The sequence below is a fragment of the Chlamydiales bacterium genome, assembly GCA_031292375.1.
Taxonomy (GTDB): domain Bacteria; phylum Chlamydiota; class Chlamydiia; order Chlamydiales; family VFKH01; genus JARLHF01.
In genome coordinates this window covers 1-18,372 of the sequence record JARLHF010000012.1, presented here as the reverse complement: position 1 = coordinate 18,372, position 18,372 = coordinate 1, and the positions used below count along the sequence as shown (strand labels likewise).

Genomic DNA, 18,372 nt, shown 5'->3' with positions numbered 1-18,372 from the left:
CTCTGTGGCTCCGTGTTTCATTTATTTTCGTTAGAGTCATTCCTATTCCTAATATACAACCCAAAAAACCAGCTTTAAATTTTAATGAACAAGAGCTTAAGTTGTTAACAATAACCTAGTTAAAAATCGAGCTGACGTTAATTAGCTTTACTTAGAAAAATTGAAATTTTTTGAGTAGATTTATTGATAAATTTTTCAAGCATATGTGAACATATGCCCGAAAAATTTGGCGATAAAGATACTATACGTTCAAGAATTGATTTTTGAGCTTGTTTGTGTATAAAAATGGCAATATAAAGAAACCTAGAAATTTTAACTTGCCCACAAGGGCTTTGAAGCTGTAATTGTAATTATTTCATCTGTGATGGGGTGTGGAATGGAGAAGCTATGGTGATGCAAAGCTATTTCATTTTCTCCTAATGTCTCTTTACTACCATACTTATGATCACCCACGATAGGACAATGCAGATAAGCTAGTTGTACTCTAATTTGATGGTAGCGTCCTGTCTCTAGATACACTTCTAATAAGCTAAATGGTCCCTCTTTCTTGATAAGACGGTAAGAAAGAATAGCTTTTTTTCCTTCCTTTTCATCTTTTACAACCCTTGCTCTAAAGTCATCATGAACTAAAAAATGCTCTATAATTCCTGCAGAGGCTGGCAATTGCCCAGAGACTTTTGCAAGATAAACTTTCTTACATTTTCGCTCTCTAATCGATTTCATGAGACGAGATAATGCCTTACTCGTCTTTGCAAAAACAACAACGCCGCTCACCGGCTTATCGATTCTATGAATAGGTTCTAAAAAGACACGGCCTGGTTTATGATCTCTCTCTTTAATAAAAGCCTTTAATCGAACAAGCAAGCTATCTTCTACAAGGCTTGTGGGTTGCGTTAATAGCCCCACTGGCTTGTTGACAGCAATAAGATGATTGTCTTCATAGAGAATTTCAATTTTTTGAGCCATTCTGTAATCTTCTATGAACCATCATTAAGATAAGTAAAACAATGGGCATGATAAGATCTACATAAAGCACGAGTCCTGCATTTCCAGAAGCTTTATTGTGATGACGTACATACTCCTCAATATGCCCAATGCCTATGCCAAAGAGAAAAACAGAGAAACCAATAATAGTAGCAAGCCAAAAATCCCCTCTTTCCCAGATACAAAGTATACCAAGAACCGCAAACGCAAGATAGGCAATACCCACTTCGTACTGAAAAGGGCTTCCAGAGCCCCACCCCATAAATTTTGCCACTTCTTCTGAATAAAAGATATTTGCAAGGAAGTTCCACAAACTATAAAAGCCTATATTAACGACCGTAACATAGAGTAAAAATGCCTCAACAATACCTTTTAAAGAACAACTTCCCGGGTGTCTGTAAACATGTATAATCGTTAAAATTACAAGAACTGCAAGCCAAATAGCAACTAACATACATTCTCTCTCTTATAAACCTGAGTTTTAGGTTATTATTTTTCTCTTTGTCGAAGTGTTTCATATAACAGAAGTGTTGTTGCTTGAGCAACATTTAAAGAATCTGCAACACCTTTCATAGCAATACGCACTTTAATTTCCGCAGCGTTCATCCATACATCAGAAAGACCAAGTTGCTCTGTTCCAACGGCTATGCAAATAGGACCTGTAAGATCAACTCTCGTATATTCTTTTTCTCCAGAGGGTGTTGCTGCAACAATTTGTATCTTATTTTGTTTAAGCCATTCTATTGTTTCTTTGCTACTTGCCTCAAAGAGAGGAACGCTAAATAATGTTCCTACGCTAGCCCTTACCGTATTTGGATTATAAACATCTGTGCATTGATCGCACACAATCAACCCATCCACTGCAACACCATCTGAAGAGCGCAAAATTGTTCCCAAGTTACCAGGCTTTTCAATTGCCTCGCAAGCAACTAAAAAAGGAGCTTTATTATCCTTTAAGCAATGAGCCAAATCTGCAAGAGTTTTATGCTTTTGAACAGCAATTGCAATTAACCCATCAGGGCGATCTCTGTAGGAAATTTTTTGAAAAACAGAAGGCGCACACTCATAAGTTTTACACTTTGCCCTCAAAATGAGCTTATCTTCATTCGAGCCTAAAAAATAATCTCTGCAAAAGAAAAGTGCTGTAAGCTCTACGTTAGCATCCACAGCTCGCAAAAGCTCACGATAACCCTCTATTAAAAATAGATGAGAGCCATCTCTCTCTTTGCGCTCTCTTAGGCGAACAACTTGCTTAACAAGCGGATTTTGAACGCTGGTTATCTGTATTGCTTGCATATTCTTTGCCAAAAGGTCCCCAAAACTTCGTTAACAGAATAATTAATAATCATCTCCCGCGTACCATCTGCCTGAAAAGTCCAGGCATAAACTTCGCTATCATACGCAATTGCTGCACACACAGTACCTACAGGCTTTTCTACACTTCCTCCATCTGGTCCTGCAATACCAGAAACCGCTATAGAAAAATCTGTATTCATGCGCAATTTTACACCTCTTGCCATCTCTTTTACAGTTTCTTCGCTAACAGCGCCCCTTGTTGCAAGAGTTTCACTCGAAACACCTAAAACGTGTTCCTTGACCTCATTTGCATAAGCAACAATTGAGCCTTTAAAGTACTTAGAAGCACCTGTAAGTGCTGTCATTTTAGATGCAAGAGAACCCCCTGTACACGATTCTGCAAATGATAGCGTCTTTTTAGAAGAAGTGCAAAATAAATGTATAGCCTCTTCTAAAGTACCACTAGGACTTTCATAAAAAAACTTGAGAAAAGCCTCTTTAATCATTTTAAGAGGTGGATCTAGCTTCTCATCTGCTAAAATTTCATCTTGCGCATAGGTTTTTAATACAACGCTTAAAAGACCAAGAGATGGATAAATTCCAAATTCAACATCTGGAAAAATAGATTCAAGAGAGCGAATAAGCGGATCTACATGTACCTCTAAAAGCCTACAAAAACAAAGCTTCTTTTGAAAGGGCCTAGAAGATAGGGTAATATTTTTTTTAAGGTAGGGAATAAGCTCACTTTGAAACATTTGCTTCATTTCATGAGGTACTCCTGGCATTAAAATAAGCATTCTTTTTTCATCCTTAAACAGAAATCCAGGAGCAGTTCCTAGCATATTTTGAAGGACATAAGCTTTTTTAGGATAGGTTGCTTGATCTTTTAAAGAGGGCGTATTTTTCCCATATCGCTCTTCTAACTGTCTTTCAAGTACTTCGTCACAAACAAATTCGCTGTCGAAAAGAATGGCTGCAACCTGCCTTGTGCGATCATCACAAGTAGGCCCAAGGCCACCTGTGCAAATTACAATATCATATGAGCTAAGCATACCTCTTAAACCCTCTTCAAGCTCATGCACATCATCTGAAAATACTCTATGAGAAGTTACTTGCAATCCAAACAAAAAAAGCTCTTTAGAGATATACGCAGCATTAGAATTTACAGTTATCCCAGAAAGAATTTCATTTCCAATCGCAACTACTGCAACCCTCACAACACACCTCCTCTTACAATCACTCTAAGAGCTCTCTCTTTAAGACCATGATGATTATTAACAAATCCATGAGCCTCTTTACCTATACGCATAGGCATCGTTACTTGCCTTACTTCATCGATCAAAAATGTCGTAGGCTGTGTGTTGTAGCGCACCCACTTTTGCAGCCTACGAAAGGCTTCTGTATTGACAAAAGAAGGGCCAATTTTTTCAAGGACACCTGTTTTTGAGTCCTGGAAAAGTTGTGGATAGGAAATTTGAATACCCCAGAGAAGACTATTTTGACTCATGACCATCGGCCTAAATTTACCATCAAAAGAAGAATATTCTATACGATAAGGCTGTAATAAAAGTGTAGGCTTTCTTGTCTTGATAATCCTTCGAGAAGCATCTATTCGAATCGCATAAACAGCATCTAATGTCGTTGTAATTATACCTTGGAAGGCTTTTTTATAAACAGGGTTATTTAAAATTTTGCCTTCTTGTAAGTCTTGTAGATAGTGCTTATATACATCTAAAAATTGCTCTGGTGAAATAACACCCTCATTTTCACCTACAATCCTATCCGTATAAACAATAAAACAAGGACCTATTTCAGTAAAACATCGCTCCATTTCTTCAAATGACAAAAGAAGAGGCAATTCTAACCACTTGGAAACAAGGCAAGAACCCTCTTTTTCTTGTGTGCTTTCTTGTAAATTCATCTGCCTCTTAATAGGCTTAATAGACAAAGCCAGAGCACACCAAAAAAAATAGATATATCTGCTACATTAAAAATGGGGTAGCTATAACTTCCAAATTTAAAATAAAACATATCTATTACATGGCCATAAATGAAATGATCCATCACATTACCAATCGCTCCTGCAATAATCAAAGCAAATGGTATAAGCATTTGCTCACTTCGATTGATAAAAACGATATAGATGAATAGGGCTATGATTAATCCTATACGAATAAAAAGAAGAGGAGTCTGAAAATCTGAAAAGACCCCCCAAGCAGCCCCTGTATTGGTTTCATGCACAATTGAAAAATTAACACCTAAAATATTCTTAAAGATGCCAATGCCCCCATAGGGATAAAGATATATATTCCATTTAATTTGTGGCAGATACTCCTGTACCCACCATTTGGAAGCTTCGTCTAAAAGAATAATAATAAAACAGATAAATAAAACTCTCTTCAAAGCTTTGCTTTTAGTCATAGCTAATGAATAAGTCCTTTTTCCAATTTTTCTTGTGCCTGAACAGTCATACAAGCATAAGGAATTGCTTCCAAGCGCTTAAGAGGGATCTCTTCCTCCGTGATATCACAAACGCCATAAGTGCCCTCTTCGATTTTTTCAAGAGCTCTGTCAATTTGTCGTAAAAGGCCATATTCCTTACTTGTGACTTCTAGGCTAATTGTCCGATCAAAGTCATCTGTTCCCTGGTCTGCTTGATGCTGAGAATAGCCAGTTGCCTCATCAGGCGTCTTAACTTCATCAGTTGTGCCCTTGAGCACATGAGCCAATTGAGCTCTAAGCTCTTCCAGCTTCTTCTTAAATTTTGCAACTTCACTCTTTTTCAGAGACATAATATAGTTTCCTTTTCTAACATAGAATCACCTTGTAGCGGCAACATATTTGCCAAATCCTGCTCATCTTTGGGGATAATAGATTGTATTGCCTCTACAAGCTCATTAATATCTTGAAATCTCTTATAGACGCAAGCAAAACGGATATAAGCAATAGAATCCAAGGGCTGCAAATACTTCATGACAACTTCACCAAGCTCTTTAGTCGTAATGTCTCTTACTTGCCTTTCCATTAATTCCGCTACAATATTTGCAACAAGCACATTAACCTGATCGCGGCTAATTTTCGTATGCCTGCAAGCAGCCTCAATCCCGTTAATTAATTTTTGCTGCTGAAAGTCCTCATAACGCCCATCTCTTTTATGCACCTGAATAATCAATTCAACTGTCTCAAAAGTTGTAAAGCGTCTCATGCATTTGAGACACTCTCTGCGTCTTCGAATAGCATTAGCCTCTACAGCGTTGCGTGAGTCCGTAACTTTAAAGTCTGAATGACCACAAAATGGACACTCCATACCTCGATAACCTCTAGTTATATAAAATTCAGTACAATTCAGCTGTGTATACACACACCCACAATTAATTAAAATAAAAATAAAAGAGTTATTTTAAAATCAATAAAATCCTTTGAATAAGGCTTTCTATCGACACCCTTTCTTGCTGCATACTATCTCTGTGACGAAGTGTTACCGTGTCATCTTCCAAAGATTGAAAATCTATTGTTAAACAGATGGGAGTACCAATTTCATCTTGCCTTCTATAGCGCTTACCAATTGCTCCAGAATCATCATATTGCACATTCCACAATTGTTTGAGCAGATCAAATACGCCTCTTGCCTTCTCTGTCAAGCCCTCTTTTTTCATGAGAGGGAACACAGCAACTTTTACAGGAGCAATGATGGGTGCCAAATGAAGCACAGTGCGCACTTCCCCATTTTCTAAAGTCTCTTTTTCATAGGCACTACAAAGAATGGCTAAAATAGTACGATCCAATCCAAATGTTGGCTCAATTACATGTGGGATCCATTTTTCTTGAGTTTTTGAATCTGTGTATTCCAGATTGACGCCTGCATATTCACTATGCCTTTTTAAATCAAAATCTGTGCGGTATGCAAGACCATAGAGCTCAGATACTCCAAAGGGAAATGCAAACATAACATCTACTGTTCTCTTAGAATAGTGAGAAAGCTTTTCTTTTGGATGCTCAGCAAGAGAAAGCATAGATTCATTAAGGCCAATTGTCATGCACCACTTTTGCATTTGTGCAAGCCACATTTCAAAGGTTTCTTGCCAAGAATTTTCCTTAATAAAATATTCTATTTCCATTTGTTCGAATTCAATAACTCTAAAAATGAAATTCCCTGGAGTAATTTCATTACGAAAGGCTTTGCCAATTTGAGCAACTCCAAAGGGAACTTGCACTCTCATCGTGTCTGTAATATTTTTAAAATCTAAAAATATTGCCTGAGCTGTCTCTGGACGCAAATAAGCTATATCATTATCGTTTTGCCCTGTTTTACTCAGTCTTGTAGAAAACATAAGATTAAAATAACGAGCATCCGTCCAGTCCATTTTTGCACATTTTGGACATTTAATAGGATTGTCTTCCATAATTTTGTTAAGAGCATCTACTGCCAGCCCCTCAACACTGATTTTAAGAGCATTTTCAATCAAATGGTCTGCTCTAAAGCGCGCTTTACACGCCTTGCAGTCAATCATAGCATCGTTGAAACCCGCCACATGACCAGATGCCTCCCAAGCCCTTGGGTGCAGCAAGATAGGCCCATCTAATCCTACCATATCCTCTCTTCCATGAACAAACGTCTTCCACCAAAGATCTCTAATATTTTTTTTAAGCTCTGCTCCCATAGGGCCATAGCTATAAGTATTAGCAAACCCTCCATAGATATCAGAGCCTGGATAGACAAACCCTCTTCTCTTACAAAGAGCTACAATGTCTTTTAATAGGTCAACATTTTGGTGATCCACTGCATGGTCTTTCATGACAATTCCTACAAATTTTATTCAACAAGCAGCAGATTCTATCAAATTTACACCAATTATCGCATCAACTTCTTCTATTATGCATCGCTAATGAAAAATTGGGTATATTAATTAATAGCGCAGTGGATCCTTTGGCACATTGCCATCATAATGATTTACTTTGAAAATAAGCGCCCACTTTACAGGCAATCCATAAGATACAAAAAGTGGTTGCATTTTCTCAAAATGTACTTCTTTAAAGTAGGGAGCAAGTCGTACTTCATATTCCGCTCTTATCCTGCTAGCATCCTCTAAAGGGCGATTTTCTACGATGACAAAAAAGCCATCTTTTCCTTGTTCTTGCTTAAAACTTGTCCAAAATGAAAATTGATTCTTTCTCATTCCCAAAATATTGAAAAAATAAGCTCTTTTTTGATCCTCACCATAAAAGCTTAAGATACTAGACATTTGGTAGCGATCAGCTACTAAAAAATGCTCATTTGGATCATAACCTGCTCGTACCAAGGCAGGGCTCAAGTTTTCCCATCCAAGCGAGTGTTTAAAAAGATTTAACGAATAGGGAATTTTCATTTGAGAAAAAAGGGCGTTTGATTGGAGCCACGGCACACTCAATGCTATTACTGAAAGAAAGCATGAAAGCAATGTACTTGCACAAAACCATTTATTTGGGGATTTAAGCTCACAAATAACCCAAGAAAGCGCAACTGCAGCTTGCGGATAAATGTAGACAACCCAATTAATTTGCATTTTCTGTTTCAATGCAAGCAATGTATAAGCAATCAATATTGCCCAAGCAATAAACGTACAAAAGCAAAGAGGCTCTGGCATCGCGCTTTTCTTTCTTATTAGAGCAAAAAATGCGCCTACAAAAAAGAGAAAAAATAGAGGCGACATAATCCCAAACTGAGCCAAGAAAAACTCTAAGGCATTACCTGGAGCCGCCCCATTTCCACCTGTTGATTGCGTCCAAACATGCTTAAACGTGACCCACTCATGGGCACTATTCCAGACAATGCTTGGAAGAAATGCTATTAGCGAAATCAAAATTCCAAGAATAATCTTCTTTGAGCGCCAAGCTGGATAGAAAATGAGCCCCACTAAGGGCAGTGCCCACATTAAAAAAATTGTCCACTTAAATAGAGCTCCACACAAGATAAACAAACCTAACAATAGATAGGATGGCTCTATTTTGTCCCTTAAGGACTTTGCAAGAAGCGCTAAGGAAAGCGTCCAAAAGAGCACAAAACCACCATCTGTAGTGGCTGCAAAAGAGGCTATAAGCCCAATTGGACAAAGAGCTATTGTAATAGCAGAAAAACACGCTGTTTTAGTGCTCAAACCACAACATTTAGCCAAAAAGTAAACAGCGAATGAAAGCAGAGAAGACAGGCAAATTGCAACAAAGCGCACCCCAAGCTCTGTGTTTCCAAAAAGAAGCGTACCCATCTTGATCTGCCAGGCAATACCTGGAGGTTTGCTGTAATAGCCAAAGTCCAGATATTGACTCCATACCCAATACTGTGCTTCATCTGGAGCTAAGTGAAGATTTCCATAAGAAGCCATCCATAGGCCCCAAATAAATTTAAGAACAAGTATGCAGATTAAAAGAGTAACCCAAATACCACTACCCGATTTTCGCACCTTCAAAACCCTAAAATTAACATAGCATAACAAACAAGACAGGCTAAAGTATGTGCAACAAAAATACCAGAATTTTTTAAATCACTTAAAAAATTTAAAAAAACCTTCTTACCTGGTAAAAGATGATATTCTTCACTCTCTGAAAGGGGAAATTCCTCTCTTTCTTTTTGAATTTCTTTATTAACTCGTGTTATTAACCCATGTTATTAGCGACAATTTCGGAATCGACTCCGAAATTGCACGCCATTTTCGGAGTATAAAAGAAAAAACAACTAAAAACTTGTTTATATTCCGAAAATGGCGTACATTTATGGAATATACTCCGAAAAAGACGATCTATGATTACCCGTATTTTAGAAATAATAAAAAATCACAGTAGCTTCTTATTTGGTCCAAGAGGCGTTGGAAAAAGCACTCTTATTAAGCACATATTTCAAGAAAATTTTTCTATTATTTTCAACCTTCTAAAAACAGAATTAAGAGAGCGATTTCTTAAAAATCCTGATGAATTAGCACAAATTGTAAAAGCTCTACCTAACCATATTACTCACGTCGTCATCGATGAAATACAAAAGGCTCCAAAACTACTAGACGTTGTTCATGATTTAATTGAATCTACAAACAAACACTTTATTATGACAGGCTCTAGCGCAAGGAAACTAAAAAGCGGAGGGGCAAATCTACTTGCAGGCAGAGCATTTGTTTATAATCTTCACCCTTTTTGTTTCCTTGAAGTAGAAGAAAAATTCCAACTTGAAAATGCCCTTCACTGGGGCATGCTTCCTAAAATTTTCGAATATCCAAATGATGAAATGAAAAGGCACTACCTTCAAGCATACGCTCACACATACCTTAAAGAGGAAATCTGGGAAGAGCATTTTATTAAAGATTTAGAACCCTTTCGCAGATTCTTAGAAATAGCAGCTCAAATGAACGGCAAAATAATTAACTATGCAAACATTGCAAGAGATGTCGGTGCAGATGATAAAACCATAAAAAGTTATTACACAATTCTAGAAGACACACTTCTTGGGTTATTTTTAGAGGGATTTGAACACTCTTTTCGAAAGCGCCTTGTCACAAAACCAAAATTTTATTTTTTTGATACAGGCGTAACAAGAGCGCTTGCAAGACTACTTTCTGTTCCTCTTACCCCACAAACAGCGGCTTATGGAGAGGCATTTGAACATTTTATTATTTTAGAAATAATAAAGTTACGTGATGCTTACCACTCCGAATATCGATTTAGCTATCTGAAAACAAAAGATGATAACGAAATTGATTTAGTAGTAGAGCGCCCCGGAAAGCCTATCTTATTTATTGAAATCAAAAGCACAACAAATGTTACAAAAGAGCTTATTTCTTCTTTTGTTCACTTAACACGGGACTTTGGGCCTTGTGAAGCTGTTTGCTTTTCTGATGATCCTCTTGAAAAAATGATTGAACATATACGTATTTTACCCTGGAATGTGGGCATAAAGCGTTATTTTAGTCATCATCTGACAAGCTGAAAAGCCTTTTGAATGCTTCTACTTCTGTATCTCTGAATAGTGTAGCGATGGATTCTGTGAGAGGAATATTTTTAGGGCATACTTTTACACAGTTTTGTGCATTTCCACATCCAATGACGCCGCCCTCTTCCATCATAGGCTGCAAACGCAAAGAGCGTTGTGGTTTGCCCATCGGATGCATATTAAAGAGGCGCACCTGAGAAATGACTGCAGGGCCCATAAACTTGGAATGCTCATTAACTTGCGGACAACTTTCCGTACAGCATCCGCAACTCATACATGTAGATAATGCATACATAACCTCTTGTTTTTCTGGTTCAATCACAAAATGGTCTCTATTTGCACTATCAACCTCTATCCAAGCATGCGCTTTTTTAAGACTTTCAAAAAGCGCACTTCTATCAACGATTAAATCCCGTACTAAAGGGTATTTGCTAAAGGGAGCAAGTGTAATCGTTGTATGATTTGTTTCTTTGATAATATTTTCAATGATTGCAGAACAAGCTTGCCTTGGACGTCCATTGATAAGCATCGAACAAGACCCACAAACCTCTTCCAAGCATCCCATCTCCCAAACAACGGGATCAACCTTTTTCCCCTGTTTATTTAGAGGATTTTTCTGTATTTCCATAAGAATCGATATGATATTCGAAGATGAATCATAAGGGACAAGAAATTCTTCCCAATACTGATACCCAGGAGATCCTCTATATACCTTCAATATAAATTGATTCATCTTACCTCCTAAATAGGCAATGGGATGTTTTGAGGAACATTTTCTAAAATTGCATGCGATGTAGCGTGATTAGAATAATCGCGTTTACTGGGCTGTAAATGCCTTGTATCTACATCTTCATAGGAGATTACAGGCTCGTCCTGTTTAGAGTCATACATTGCAAGAGTTGTTTTTAAAAAATGCTCATCATCTCGATCTGGAAACTCTGGTTTATAATGAGATCCTCTAAATTCATTTCTTAGAAGAGCGCTTTTTGTAAAGACCAAAGCAAGTTCAAGCATCGATGAAAACTGGTTTGCAAAAATGTATGTCTGATTTGCGAAGGGTGATCTATCATCCAATGAGATATTTTTAAAGCGTTCTTTGAGCTCTTTTATCTTATTTAAAGTGAGGCTTAAATCTCTATTATTTCTCTTTACAGTCACATGTTTTACCATCCACGATGCTAATTCATCATGAAGTCTGTGCACATTTTCAGAGCCATCTCTAGAAAGCAAGTCCTTTTTAAAAAGATCTTCTACTTCAATTGCTTCTTTAAATATATTTGAAGGACAATCACTATAGTGTGTTTGAAGAGTATCTAAATAACGAGGCAATTCATCCCCCACAACTAAGCCGCTAAAAATACAAGAAAGAAGAGAATTTGCTCCTAAACGATTCGCTCCATGATACTGATAATCCGACTCTCCACAATTAAAGCAACCTGCAATATTTGTCATATGACGAAACCGAACATTGCGATCTTTATCATCTACAGCAGGATAATCTACCCATGCACCGCCCATAGAGTAGTGAACAGCTGGAAATATGCGCATAGGCACTTTTCTTGGATCTTCTCCTGTAAATTTTTGATAGATATCTAATACGGATGTAAGCTTTTGCAGGGCCATCTCTGACATATGCCTAACATCCAAATAAACTTGCTCTTTTCCATCAATTCCAAGGCCCATTTCGCAAATGCGCAAAACTTCCCTTGCGCCTATATCTCTTGGTACTAAATTACCAAGAGCAGGATAGATCTCTTCTAGAAAATACCAGGGCTTACCACTTTCTCCACATACTATCTCCTTGCCACTTGGAGCCACAATCTTCTTCGATGCATCCCCATACACCCAAATCCTTCCTCCTTCACCTCGTACAGACTCTGAGATCAATCTCATCTTATCATTTCCAGGAATAGCTGTTGGATGAATTTGAATGAATTCACCATTAGCATATTTCATACCTTGCTTATAAAGGCGTCCGCTTGCTGCACCTGTACAAAAGGTTGAATTTGTCGACTTCTTAAAAATAACACCAAGACCCCCTGTTGCAATCACAACAGCATCCGCTTTTAAAACTTCTAGCTTTAAATTGAACAGATCCATCATGACAATACCACGTGCAACGCCCCTCTCGCATCTGACTAATCTCATAAACTCATGATTTTCAAATTTTTGTATAAGCCCCTTAACCTCTAAACGTCTTACCTGCTCATCCAGTGAATAAAGTAGCTGTTGTCCTGTTGAAGACCCACAAAAAGCTGTTCTATTATAGAACGTACCTCCAAAACGGCGAAAGTCAAGATTACCTTCTCTATTTCTGTTAAAAGGACAGCCTAAACGGTTCATCATCATGACAATTGAAGGCGCTGCAAGACACATTTCAAGAACGGGAGGTTGATTTGCAAGAAAATCTCCCCCTTTGATTGTATCATAAGCATGAATCAGCGGAGAATCATGCTCTTCTTTTGTGTCAAAAGCTGCATTAATACCTCCTTGTGCACATACCGAATGAGAACGCTTTACTTTTGTGAGCGAAACAATTTTGACAAAACATCCATTCTCTGCAAGACGCATAGCTGCAGAAAGACCTGCAAGACCACCACCTACCACGATCACTTCTTTTCTTTGCACCATCAAAATCACTTCCTAACTCATGTTACGCAAAAAAATAAACTCCCCAAATAGAAGAAAAGCCAAAATAGCCAAGCAAAATCATAAACCCTATACAAAAACGCTTAGATAATGTTTGTGAGCGCTCTGTAATTGTGATTCCCCAAGATATTAAACAAGTCCAAAGTCCATTTGCTGCATGAAATATGGCAGATAATACAAAAGCAGAATAAATCCATGCAAAAAATGGATTTTTAAATGTATCTCTAACACTTAAAAGCGAGGCTACACCAAAAGAATTTGTAACTGCAACAACTTGATTCTTCTCTTTATCATAAAGTTCCACGTGCAACTTTGTAGCAAGTGCCTTAAGCCCCTCATCCTTATGTACTCTAACTACATACTTTTCTTGCCCCAAACTTGTTGTAATACTTGGATAATCAAGAAAGCGCATTTGCACAACATGCCCTATAATACCCACTGCCAAAATCCATGCACTTATTCGCTGCCACGTATAAGCTCTATTTCTTGCATTCTTCCAAAGAAAAGGTTTTGTTCCATTACTTGGAAACACATTGTACTTGGCAGACCTCATCTGAACAAACCCCCATAGCATATGAATTAGTAAGGGAAATCCCAGAAGAATAATTTCTATGACATGAAGATAGGGAATTGCTTGTATCGCATTAACCATATACACAAAACCACTTTCATGGTCTGCAAAATAGAGAGCTGCCTGTGAATTGGTAAGAAGATGCTCAAACAAGAACAAAACCAGCCAAAAACCAACAAAGGAGTGTAGCTTTCTAATAATAAAAGCCCCTGGAATATTGCTCATATAACTTAATTTTAAATTAATTAAACTCTATGATCTATACATCATGCTGCCAAAGAACACAATAGCCATTAAAAAACTTATTTTTCTACTATCGAATTTCCCTTTAATGTATGTATACACAAACAAGTTTAAGAATTGATTTGTGTATATACACACATGCATTGATGGAGTTGAAGCTTATTCATGGAAGTAAGATTTAATAAACAAATCTGGAATGAACAAATCATTACAGAAAAGCTTTATGCTTTAAAAGATTTTGATAAAAATACTATGTGGCTCAAAGGTGATCTGAGCATACATAAAAAAAATTTTATCGAAAAGTTATTATGGTCCATTATTAAATGGTTTTATTCTTCTAATGATTTAACCGTTGCGGCAAATAACTTGGAACGCCTAAAACTCGTTGTAGCAATCTCTAACCAAGACCTTAAAACACTTTTTGATACTTGCGTTGATAGAGTCAATCAGATTTCTGAAAAATGTAATATTGCTCATATAAATACTCATGCAACAACACTCACTCTCGATCCATTTGTTATATTGACTCCAGCTGAGCTTGCCAATTTACTCAGCTTCTACAATGGCATTACAGAGATCCACAGTGATAATAACACCTGGATCTTGGATCAGCACCTTGAAAAGCTTGCAACGTACACATCCCTTACTCATCTTTCTTTGAAGCATTGTAAAAGTATTACTGATAAAGGACTTATTTTCTTAAAAACTCTCAATAACTTAAAAGTCCTTGAGATTACTTACTGCCAACAAATCACAGGGACATCCTTAAACCAATTGCCAAAAAGCATTCAAGAACTTAACTTGAGAGGCAACAATCTACAACAAGAAAACTTAAAACATCTACAATATCTTACTGAACTAACTAAACTGAATATTGGCCAAACTTCTATCAACAATCTTGCTTTATTACCTAATATAAATCTTGAAGAACTTTATCTTGATAACTGCCCAAATATCACCAAATCAAGTTTTGATACTATTCAAATTAATCCCGATAGCTTAAATAAATTAAGCCTTTCTTGCTGTCTAAATATTACTAACTTTACTTTTCTTGAAAAATTTCTCTACCTAGAATATCTTAACCTTTCTCGTTGTGCTCAAATTTCTACATTCACACAAATCGAAGCTATTAAGGATTTGCGCCTCAGATTTTTAGACCTTCGAAGAACCTCTGTTGAGTATAAAAGTGATTTTACTAAAAACACAAAAATCCCCACAATATTGTTTCCACGTTGTTTACCCAGCGGTGAAAAGCAATATCCTAGCTCTATTCCCAAAGAAAGGGGTGTAGAACCAAGTCCAAACGTTATTTTTTCAGAATCCAATGTTAATACAAAAAAAATAGTAGGCGTCTGGGGATCTCCAGATGCCGATGATTATTTACCAGGTGATGAAATGGATTAATTAGACTTCTTGCGTAATTATACACATCGTTAATGAAGAATTGTTTGTGTATATATTTGCTTGTTAAAACTCTCTTTTTTGACATCTTTGTGATGAAATGGATGAGCCAAAAAGCATGTTAGCATTTAAAGAAGTTGATCTTGCTACATCTTCAACAGAAATGCCTTTTAACTCAGCTATACAAGCTGCAATTTCTGGAAGCAATGAAGGCTCATTAATTTTACCTCGCTTTGATAGCGGTGCAAGGTAAGGAGAGTCTGTTTCGATGAGCATCTGCTCAAGCGGAGCTATTGCTGCAATAGATTTTAAACCTTCACTCTTTTTAAAAGTAACAATGCCACTGAAAGATAAATAGCCACCTCTTTTTAACACATTTTCTGCATCTTCTACATTCCCAGTAAAACAATGAAGGATGAAAGGAGCTACAGATCCATTTTGAATATATTCTGTGTCTAAAATCTGAAAAAGATCTTGAAATGCATTTCTACAATGAATTACAACAGGCAAATGGCACTCTAAGGCCAAATGCAAGTAACGTATAAACACTTGGCTTTGCAACTCTTTTGTTTCTTCAGTAAAATAATAATCAAGACCTGTCTCACCAATTGCTACAAGAGATCCATTTTTTGCATGCTCTTGAAAAAATTGAAACGTCTCCTCACTTTCGCTTAGAACATCTTGTGGAGTTGTTGCAGCTGTATTTACAACCCATGGATACCTTGCATGAAGCATAAGAGCTCTTTGTAAATCCTGCACTGTTGTACAAATGTTTATAACAGATACAACATGAGCATCTTCTGCTCGCTTTAAAACGCTGTCCACTTCCTCATCAGAAAACGAACCACCAGAGAGATGCGCGTGAGAATCAATAAACATTATACTTTCTTAGAGGCCTCAATAAGCGTATTAGATGTCAATGTCTCAGAAAAAATCTGAGGAGCCTCTGCACTTTTACCATAAAGTACATAAAATGGCACTCCCGATCGATTAAACTCTTTAAGACGCTTGGTAATTGCAGGATCACCCTTTGTCCAATCTGCTTCCATTCTTACAATACCAGCTTGATTAAATGCATCTTCCACTTCTTGCGAATGAAGAACCACTTTATTTGCCTGGCAAATAAGGCACCACTTAGCAGTAAAATCGATAAAAACAGGTTTTCCCTCCGCTTGTAATTCTTTAAACTTCTCTTCTGAATAGGGAATCCATCCTGCTTTAAGAGCATGAGAAGAAGAAGTATTTTGTATATTACCACCAGAAGATGTCTCTTGGAGCGCAAAAGACTCGTTAGAAACAGTGTATAAGGCAACTCCTAAAGTGATACTAGCAACCACAAGAGCTACTCTTCGCATCATTTTTGAATAAGAAAATTGACTAAAATGCCCATAGAACCAAGCACCTATACCCAAAATCAATAACGCAAAAAATAAAAACATTACGGATAAAAAGTTAGTTTGCGCTTCCCATACCCACACAAGCCAAAGAACTGAAGCAAGAAGAATAAAGCCCATAGCTTGCTTTAACAAAACCATCCAAGCACCCGGCTTAGGAAGTATTTTTAATAGTTTAGGAGAAACTGTAAGTAAGAAAAAAGGAATAGCCATACCAAGGCCCATGATGCTAAATAAACCAAATGCTTGTAAAGCAGGAAGAGTCATAGCAAACCCAAGGGATGCACCTAAAAATGGCCCTGTACAGGGAGTTGCAACAACTGTTGCAAGTACACCGCTACTAAACGCTCCCATCAAAGAAGGGCTCTTTTTCTTCCCATCAAGTGCTACAAGAGATGTTCCAAATTCGAACACGCCAAATAGATTTAAAGACATAAGAAAGAGAAGAATGATTAATACACCAACAAAAATTGGCTCTTGCAACTGAAAGCCCCAGCCAAGCTCTTGTCCTGATGCTCTAAAAGCAAGAAGTAATCCTGCAAGCACCCAAAATGAAAGCATGACACCAACAACATAAGCAAGCCCTTGCCTTAATCTTTCCCTTGCGCTATCACCTGCAGCTTGAACAACACTCAACACTTTTAGCGAAAGAACAGGAAGCACACAAGGCATCAAATTTAATAATAAACCTCCTGCAAATGCACCAAGAAGCGCAAAAGAGAATGTCATTATCGAAATAGATGAAGAATTTTCCATGCCTTTAAGCGGCACATTTACATCAAGAAAAGTCTGTTTTGCATGATCCGTAAAAGATCCTTTAAGTATTCCTTTAAGATTTGCGTTATTTTGATCCAAGGGTTGTAAAAGAGGCACCTTTAATTGATAACCATTATCCACCTTTGTCAATTGCTGCTTTGCAGATAAATCAGTAATTCCTATCTCTTCAGGATAAAATACAGCGCTTTCCAAGGCAGAATGCTCATGCAATAGACTAAAATTCAAAAGAAGATGATCATGAGCTACCTGTACAGATAAATCTTTACCTTTTTCTGGCAAATGAGAGCGTGCATCGGAAAAAACAGATGTATTGTGCTCATCTTTTACAGGCGCACTCTCTTTAACGGGTAGAGTAATCTCTAAATCTTGCTCACCAGGAATGCATTGCTCGCCACATACAACCCACTGCACATGAGCTTGCATTTTAGCTTCTTGTATGGATAAATGTGAAGGAGGAGTAACCTTGGCAAGTAGCGTGATTGTATCTTCAAATCCAAGGCCGGAAAGGCCATCTTGTACAAAATGCTTAGGAACTGGCCAAAGAATTTCATCTAAAATAAATCCTTCTGGAAGGTCCAAACTTACCTGAAGTGGAGAGCCTGTATCCCCTGGATTTTTCCAGTATGTATGCCAATGCGGCTGAACATCAAGGTGAACAGCAAGCCAGAATGAGTCTCCCTCATGTATGCTAACATCTTCTGATACAATCTGTACGGAAACAGGGTTAGAATCATCTTGTTTATGATCTGCAAGTAATGGAGCTGCTAAAAAAAATAATCCAACAGCAGAAAGCGATAATAGACGAGCAAACACTAGGCTAATCCTTTTTAAATTAATAGTAAGTATTAATTATAAAACAATTTTTATTTTATGTAAAGATCAAACAGATCAAATCAGCAATTAGGAGTGGCGATGGATTTATAAGTGTTTTCTCGTCTAGTAGGCCAAATGAAGCGGAAACTAGAGATTAAAGTCATGCCGAATTGCAAATCCTCTGCATTGCAAATCATTAAATAAGTCTTCCTCCTTCCAGCGTATGCGTGATCGAGTCGCGATAGGATAAGTATTTTCGTTGTTAAGAGCCTGATGAACGATCCATTCCCAAT

The 18,372-nt window shown here is 37.3% G+C and carries 17 protein-coding genes; 2 read left to right on the top strand and 15 right to left on the bottom strand.

Going from position 1 to position 18,372, the window contains the following annotated elements:
- Positions 1–312 precede the first annotated feature (312 nt).
- The 10 genes from P4L16_02315 to P4L16_02270 form a co-directional block, all read right to left on the bottom strand.
- Complete coding sequence (locus P4L16_02315; GenBank protein ID MDR3623956.1) at positions 313–966, bottom strand: RluA family pseudouridine synthase; 654 nt, start codon at positions 964–966, stop codon at positions 313–315.
- Complete coding sequence (locus tag P4L16_02310; protein ID MDR3623955.1) at positions 950–1,438, bottom strand: hypothetical protein; 489 nt, start codon at positions 1,436–1,438, stop codon at positions 950–952. The genes P4L16_02315 and P4L16_02310 overlap by 17 nt, the downstream gene beginning before the upstream one ends.
- Before the next feature lie 35 nt (positions 1,439–1,473).
- Positions 1,474–2,292: an RNA methyltransferase gene (locus tag P4L16_02305; protein ID MDR3623954.1), complete on the bottom strand. Its 819-nt coding sequence runs from the start codon at positions 2,290–2,292 to the stop codon at positions 1,474–1,476.
- Complete coding sequence (locus tag P4L16_02300) at positions 2,262–3,497, bottom strand: CinA family nicotinamide mononucleotide deamidase-related protein (protein MDR3623953.1); 1,236 nt, start codon at positions 3,495–3,497, stop codon at positions 2,262–2,264. The genes P4L16_02305 and P4L16_02300 overlap by 31 nt, the downstream gene beginning before the upstream one ends.
- Positions 3,494–4,201, bottom strand: coding sequence for a hypothetical protein (locus P4L16_02295; protein ID MDR3623952.1), 708 nt, complete (start codon positions 4,199–4,201; stop codon positions 3,494–3,496). The genes P4L16_02300 and P4L16_02295 overlap by 4 nt, the downstream gene beginning before the upstream one ends.
- Positions 4,198–4,701, bottom strand: a complete 504-nt coding sequence (gene lspA / locus P4L16_02290; protein MDR3623951.1) for a signal peptidase II — start codon at positions 4,699–4,701, stop codon at positions 4,198–4,200. Before lspA ends, P4L16_02295 begins: the two co-directional genes overlap by 4 nt.
- 2 nt (positions 4,702–4,703) lie before the next feature.
- Positions 4,704–5,072 (bottom strand): TraR/DksA family transcriptional regulator, encoded by a 369-nt coding sequence (locus P4L16_02285; protein ID MDR3623950.1) that lies wholly within the window; start codon positions 5,070–5,072, stop codon positions 4,704–4,706.
- Entirely contained in the window at positions 5,063–5,587 is a 525-nt protein-coding gene (nrdR, locus tag P4L16_02280; GenBank protein ID MDR3623949.1) for a transcriptional regulator NrdR, read from the bottom strand. The genes P4L16_02285 and nrdR overlap by 10 nt, the downstream gene beginning before the upstream one ends.
- A gap of 88 nt (positions 5,588–5,675) precedes the next feature.
- Positions 5,676–7,076: a glycine--tRNA ligase gene (locus tag P4L16_02275; protein MDR3623948.1), complete on the bottom strand. Its 1,401-nt coding sequence runs from the start codon at positions 7,074–7,076 to the stop codon at positions 5,676–5,678.
- 111 nt (positions 7,077–7,187) lie between these two features.
- On the bottom strand, positions 7,188–8,717 hold the full coding sequence (locus tag P4L16_02270; GenBank protein ID MDR3623947.1) for a glycosyltransferase family 39 protein: 1,530 nt from the start codon (positions 8,715–8,717) through the stop codon (positions 7,188–7,190).
- Between the two features lie 338 nt (positions 8,718–9,055).
- On the opposite strand from P4L16_02270, the gene P4L16_02265 reads away from it, so the two are divergent.
- Positions 9,056–10,228, top strand: coding sequence for an AAA family ATPase (locus P4L16_02265; protein MDR3623946.1), 1,173 nt, complete (start codon positions 9,056–9,058; stop codon positions 10,226–10,228).
- On the opposite strand, the gene sdhB is transcribed toward P4L16_02265, so the two are convergent.
- Genes sdhB through P4L16_02250 form a run of 3 tightly spaced genes read right to left on the bottom strand, consistent with a single transcriptional unit; the run spans position 10,206 to position 13,676 of the window.
- Complete coding sequence (sdhB, locus tag P4L16_02260) at positions 10,206–10,964, bottom strand: succinate dehydrogenase iron-sulfur subunit (protein MDR3623945.1); 759 nt, start codon at positions 10,962–10,964, stop codon at positions 10,206–10,208. The genes P4L16_02265 and sdhB overlap by 23 nt on opposite strands.
- Before the next feature lie 8 nt (positions 10,965–10,972).
- Entirely contained in the window at positions 10,973–12,862 is a 1,890-nt protein-coding gene (sdhA, locus tag P4L16_02255) for a succinate dehydrogenase flavoprotein subunit (GenBank protein MDR3623944.1), read from the bottom strand.
- A 22-nt stretch (positions 12,863–12,884) separates the two neighbouring features.
- Positions 12,885–13,676 (bottom strand): DUF1691 domain-containing protein, encoded by a 792-nt coding sequence (locus P4L16_02250; protein MDR3623943.1) that lies wholly within the window; start codon positions 13,674–13,676, stop codon positions 12,885–12,887.
- A gap of 183 nt (positions 13,677–13,859) precedes the next feature.
- Here P4L16_02250 and P4L16_02245 point away from each other — a divergent pair, with 183 nt between their 5' ends.
- Entirely contained in the window at positions 13,860–15,098 is a 1,239-nt protein-coding gene (locus tag P4L16_02245; protein ID MDR3623942.1) for a hypothetical protein, read from the top strand.
- Between the two features lie 63 nt (positions 15,099–15,161).
- On the opposite strand, the gene P4L16_02240 is transcribed toward P4L16_02245, so the two are convergent.
- Together P4L16_02240 and P4L16_02235 are read right to left on the bottom strand one after the other, a co-directional pair.
- The gene (locus P4L16_02240; GenBank protein MDR3623941.1) at positions 15,162–15,974 is read right to left on the bottom strand and encodes a TatD family hydrolase; all 813 of its coding nucleotides are present in this window, start codon (positions 15,972–15,974) and stop codon (positions 15,162–15,164) included.
- Positions 15,974–18,079, bottom strand: a complete 2,106-nt coding sequence (locus tag P4L16_02235; GenBank protein ID MDR3623940.1) for a protein-disulfide reductase DsbD family protein — start codon at positions 18,077–18,079, stop codon at positions 15,974–15,976. The genes P4L16_02240 and P4L16_02235 overlap by 1 nt, the downstream gene beginning before the upstream one ends.
- Positions 18,080–18,372 lie beyond the last annotated feature (293 nt).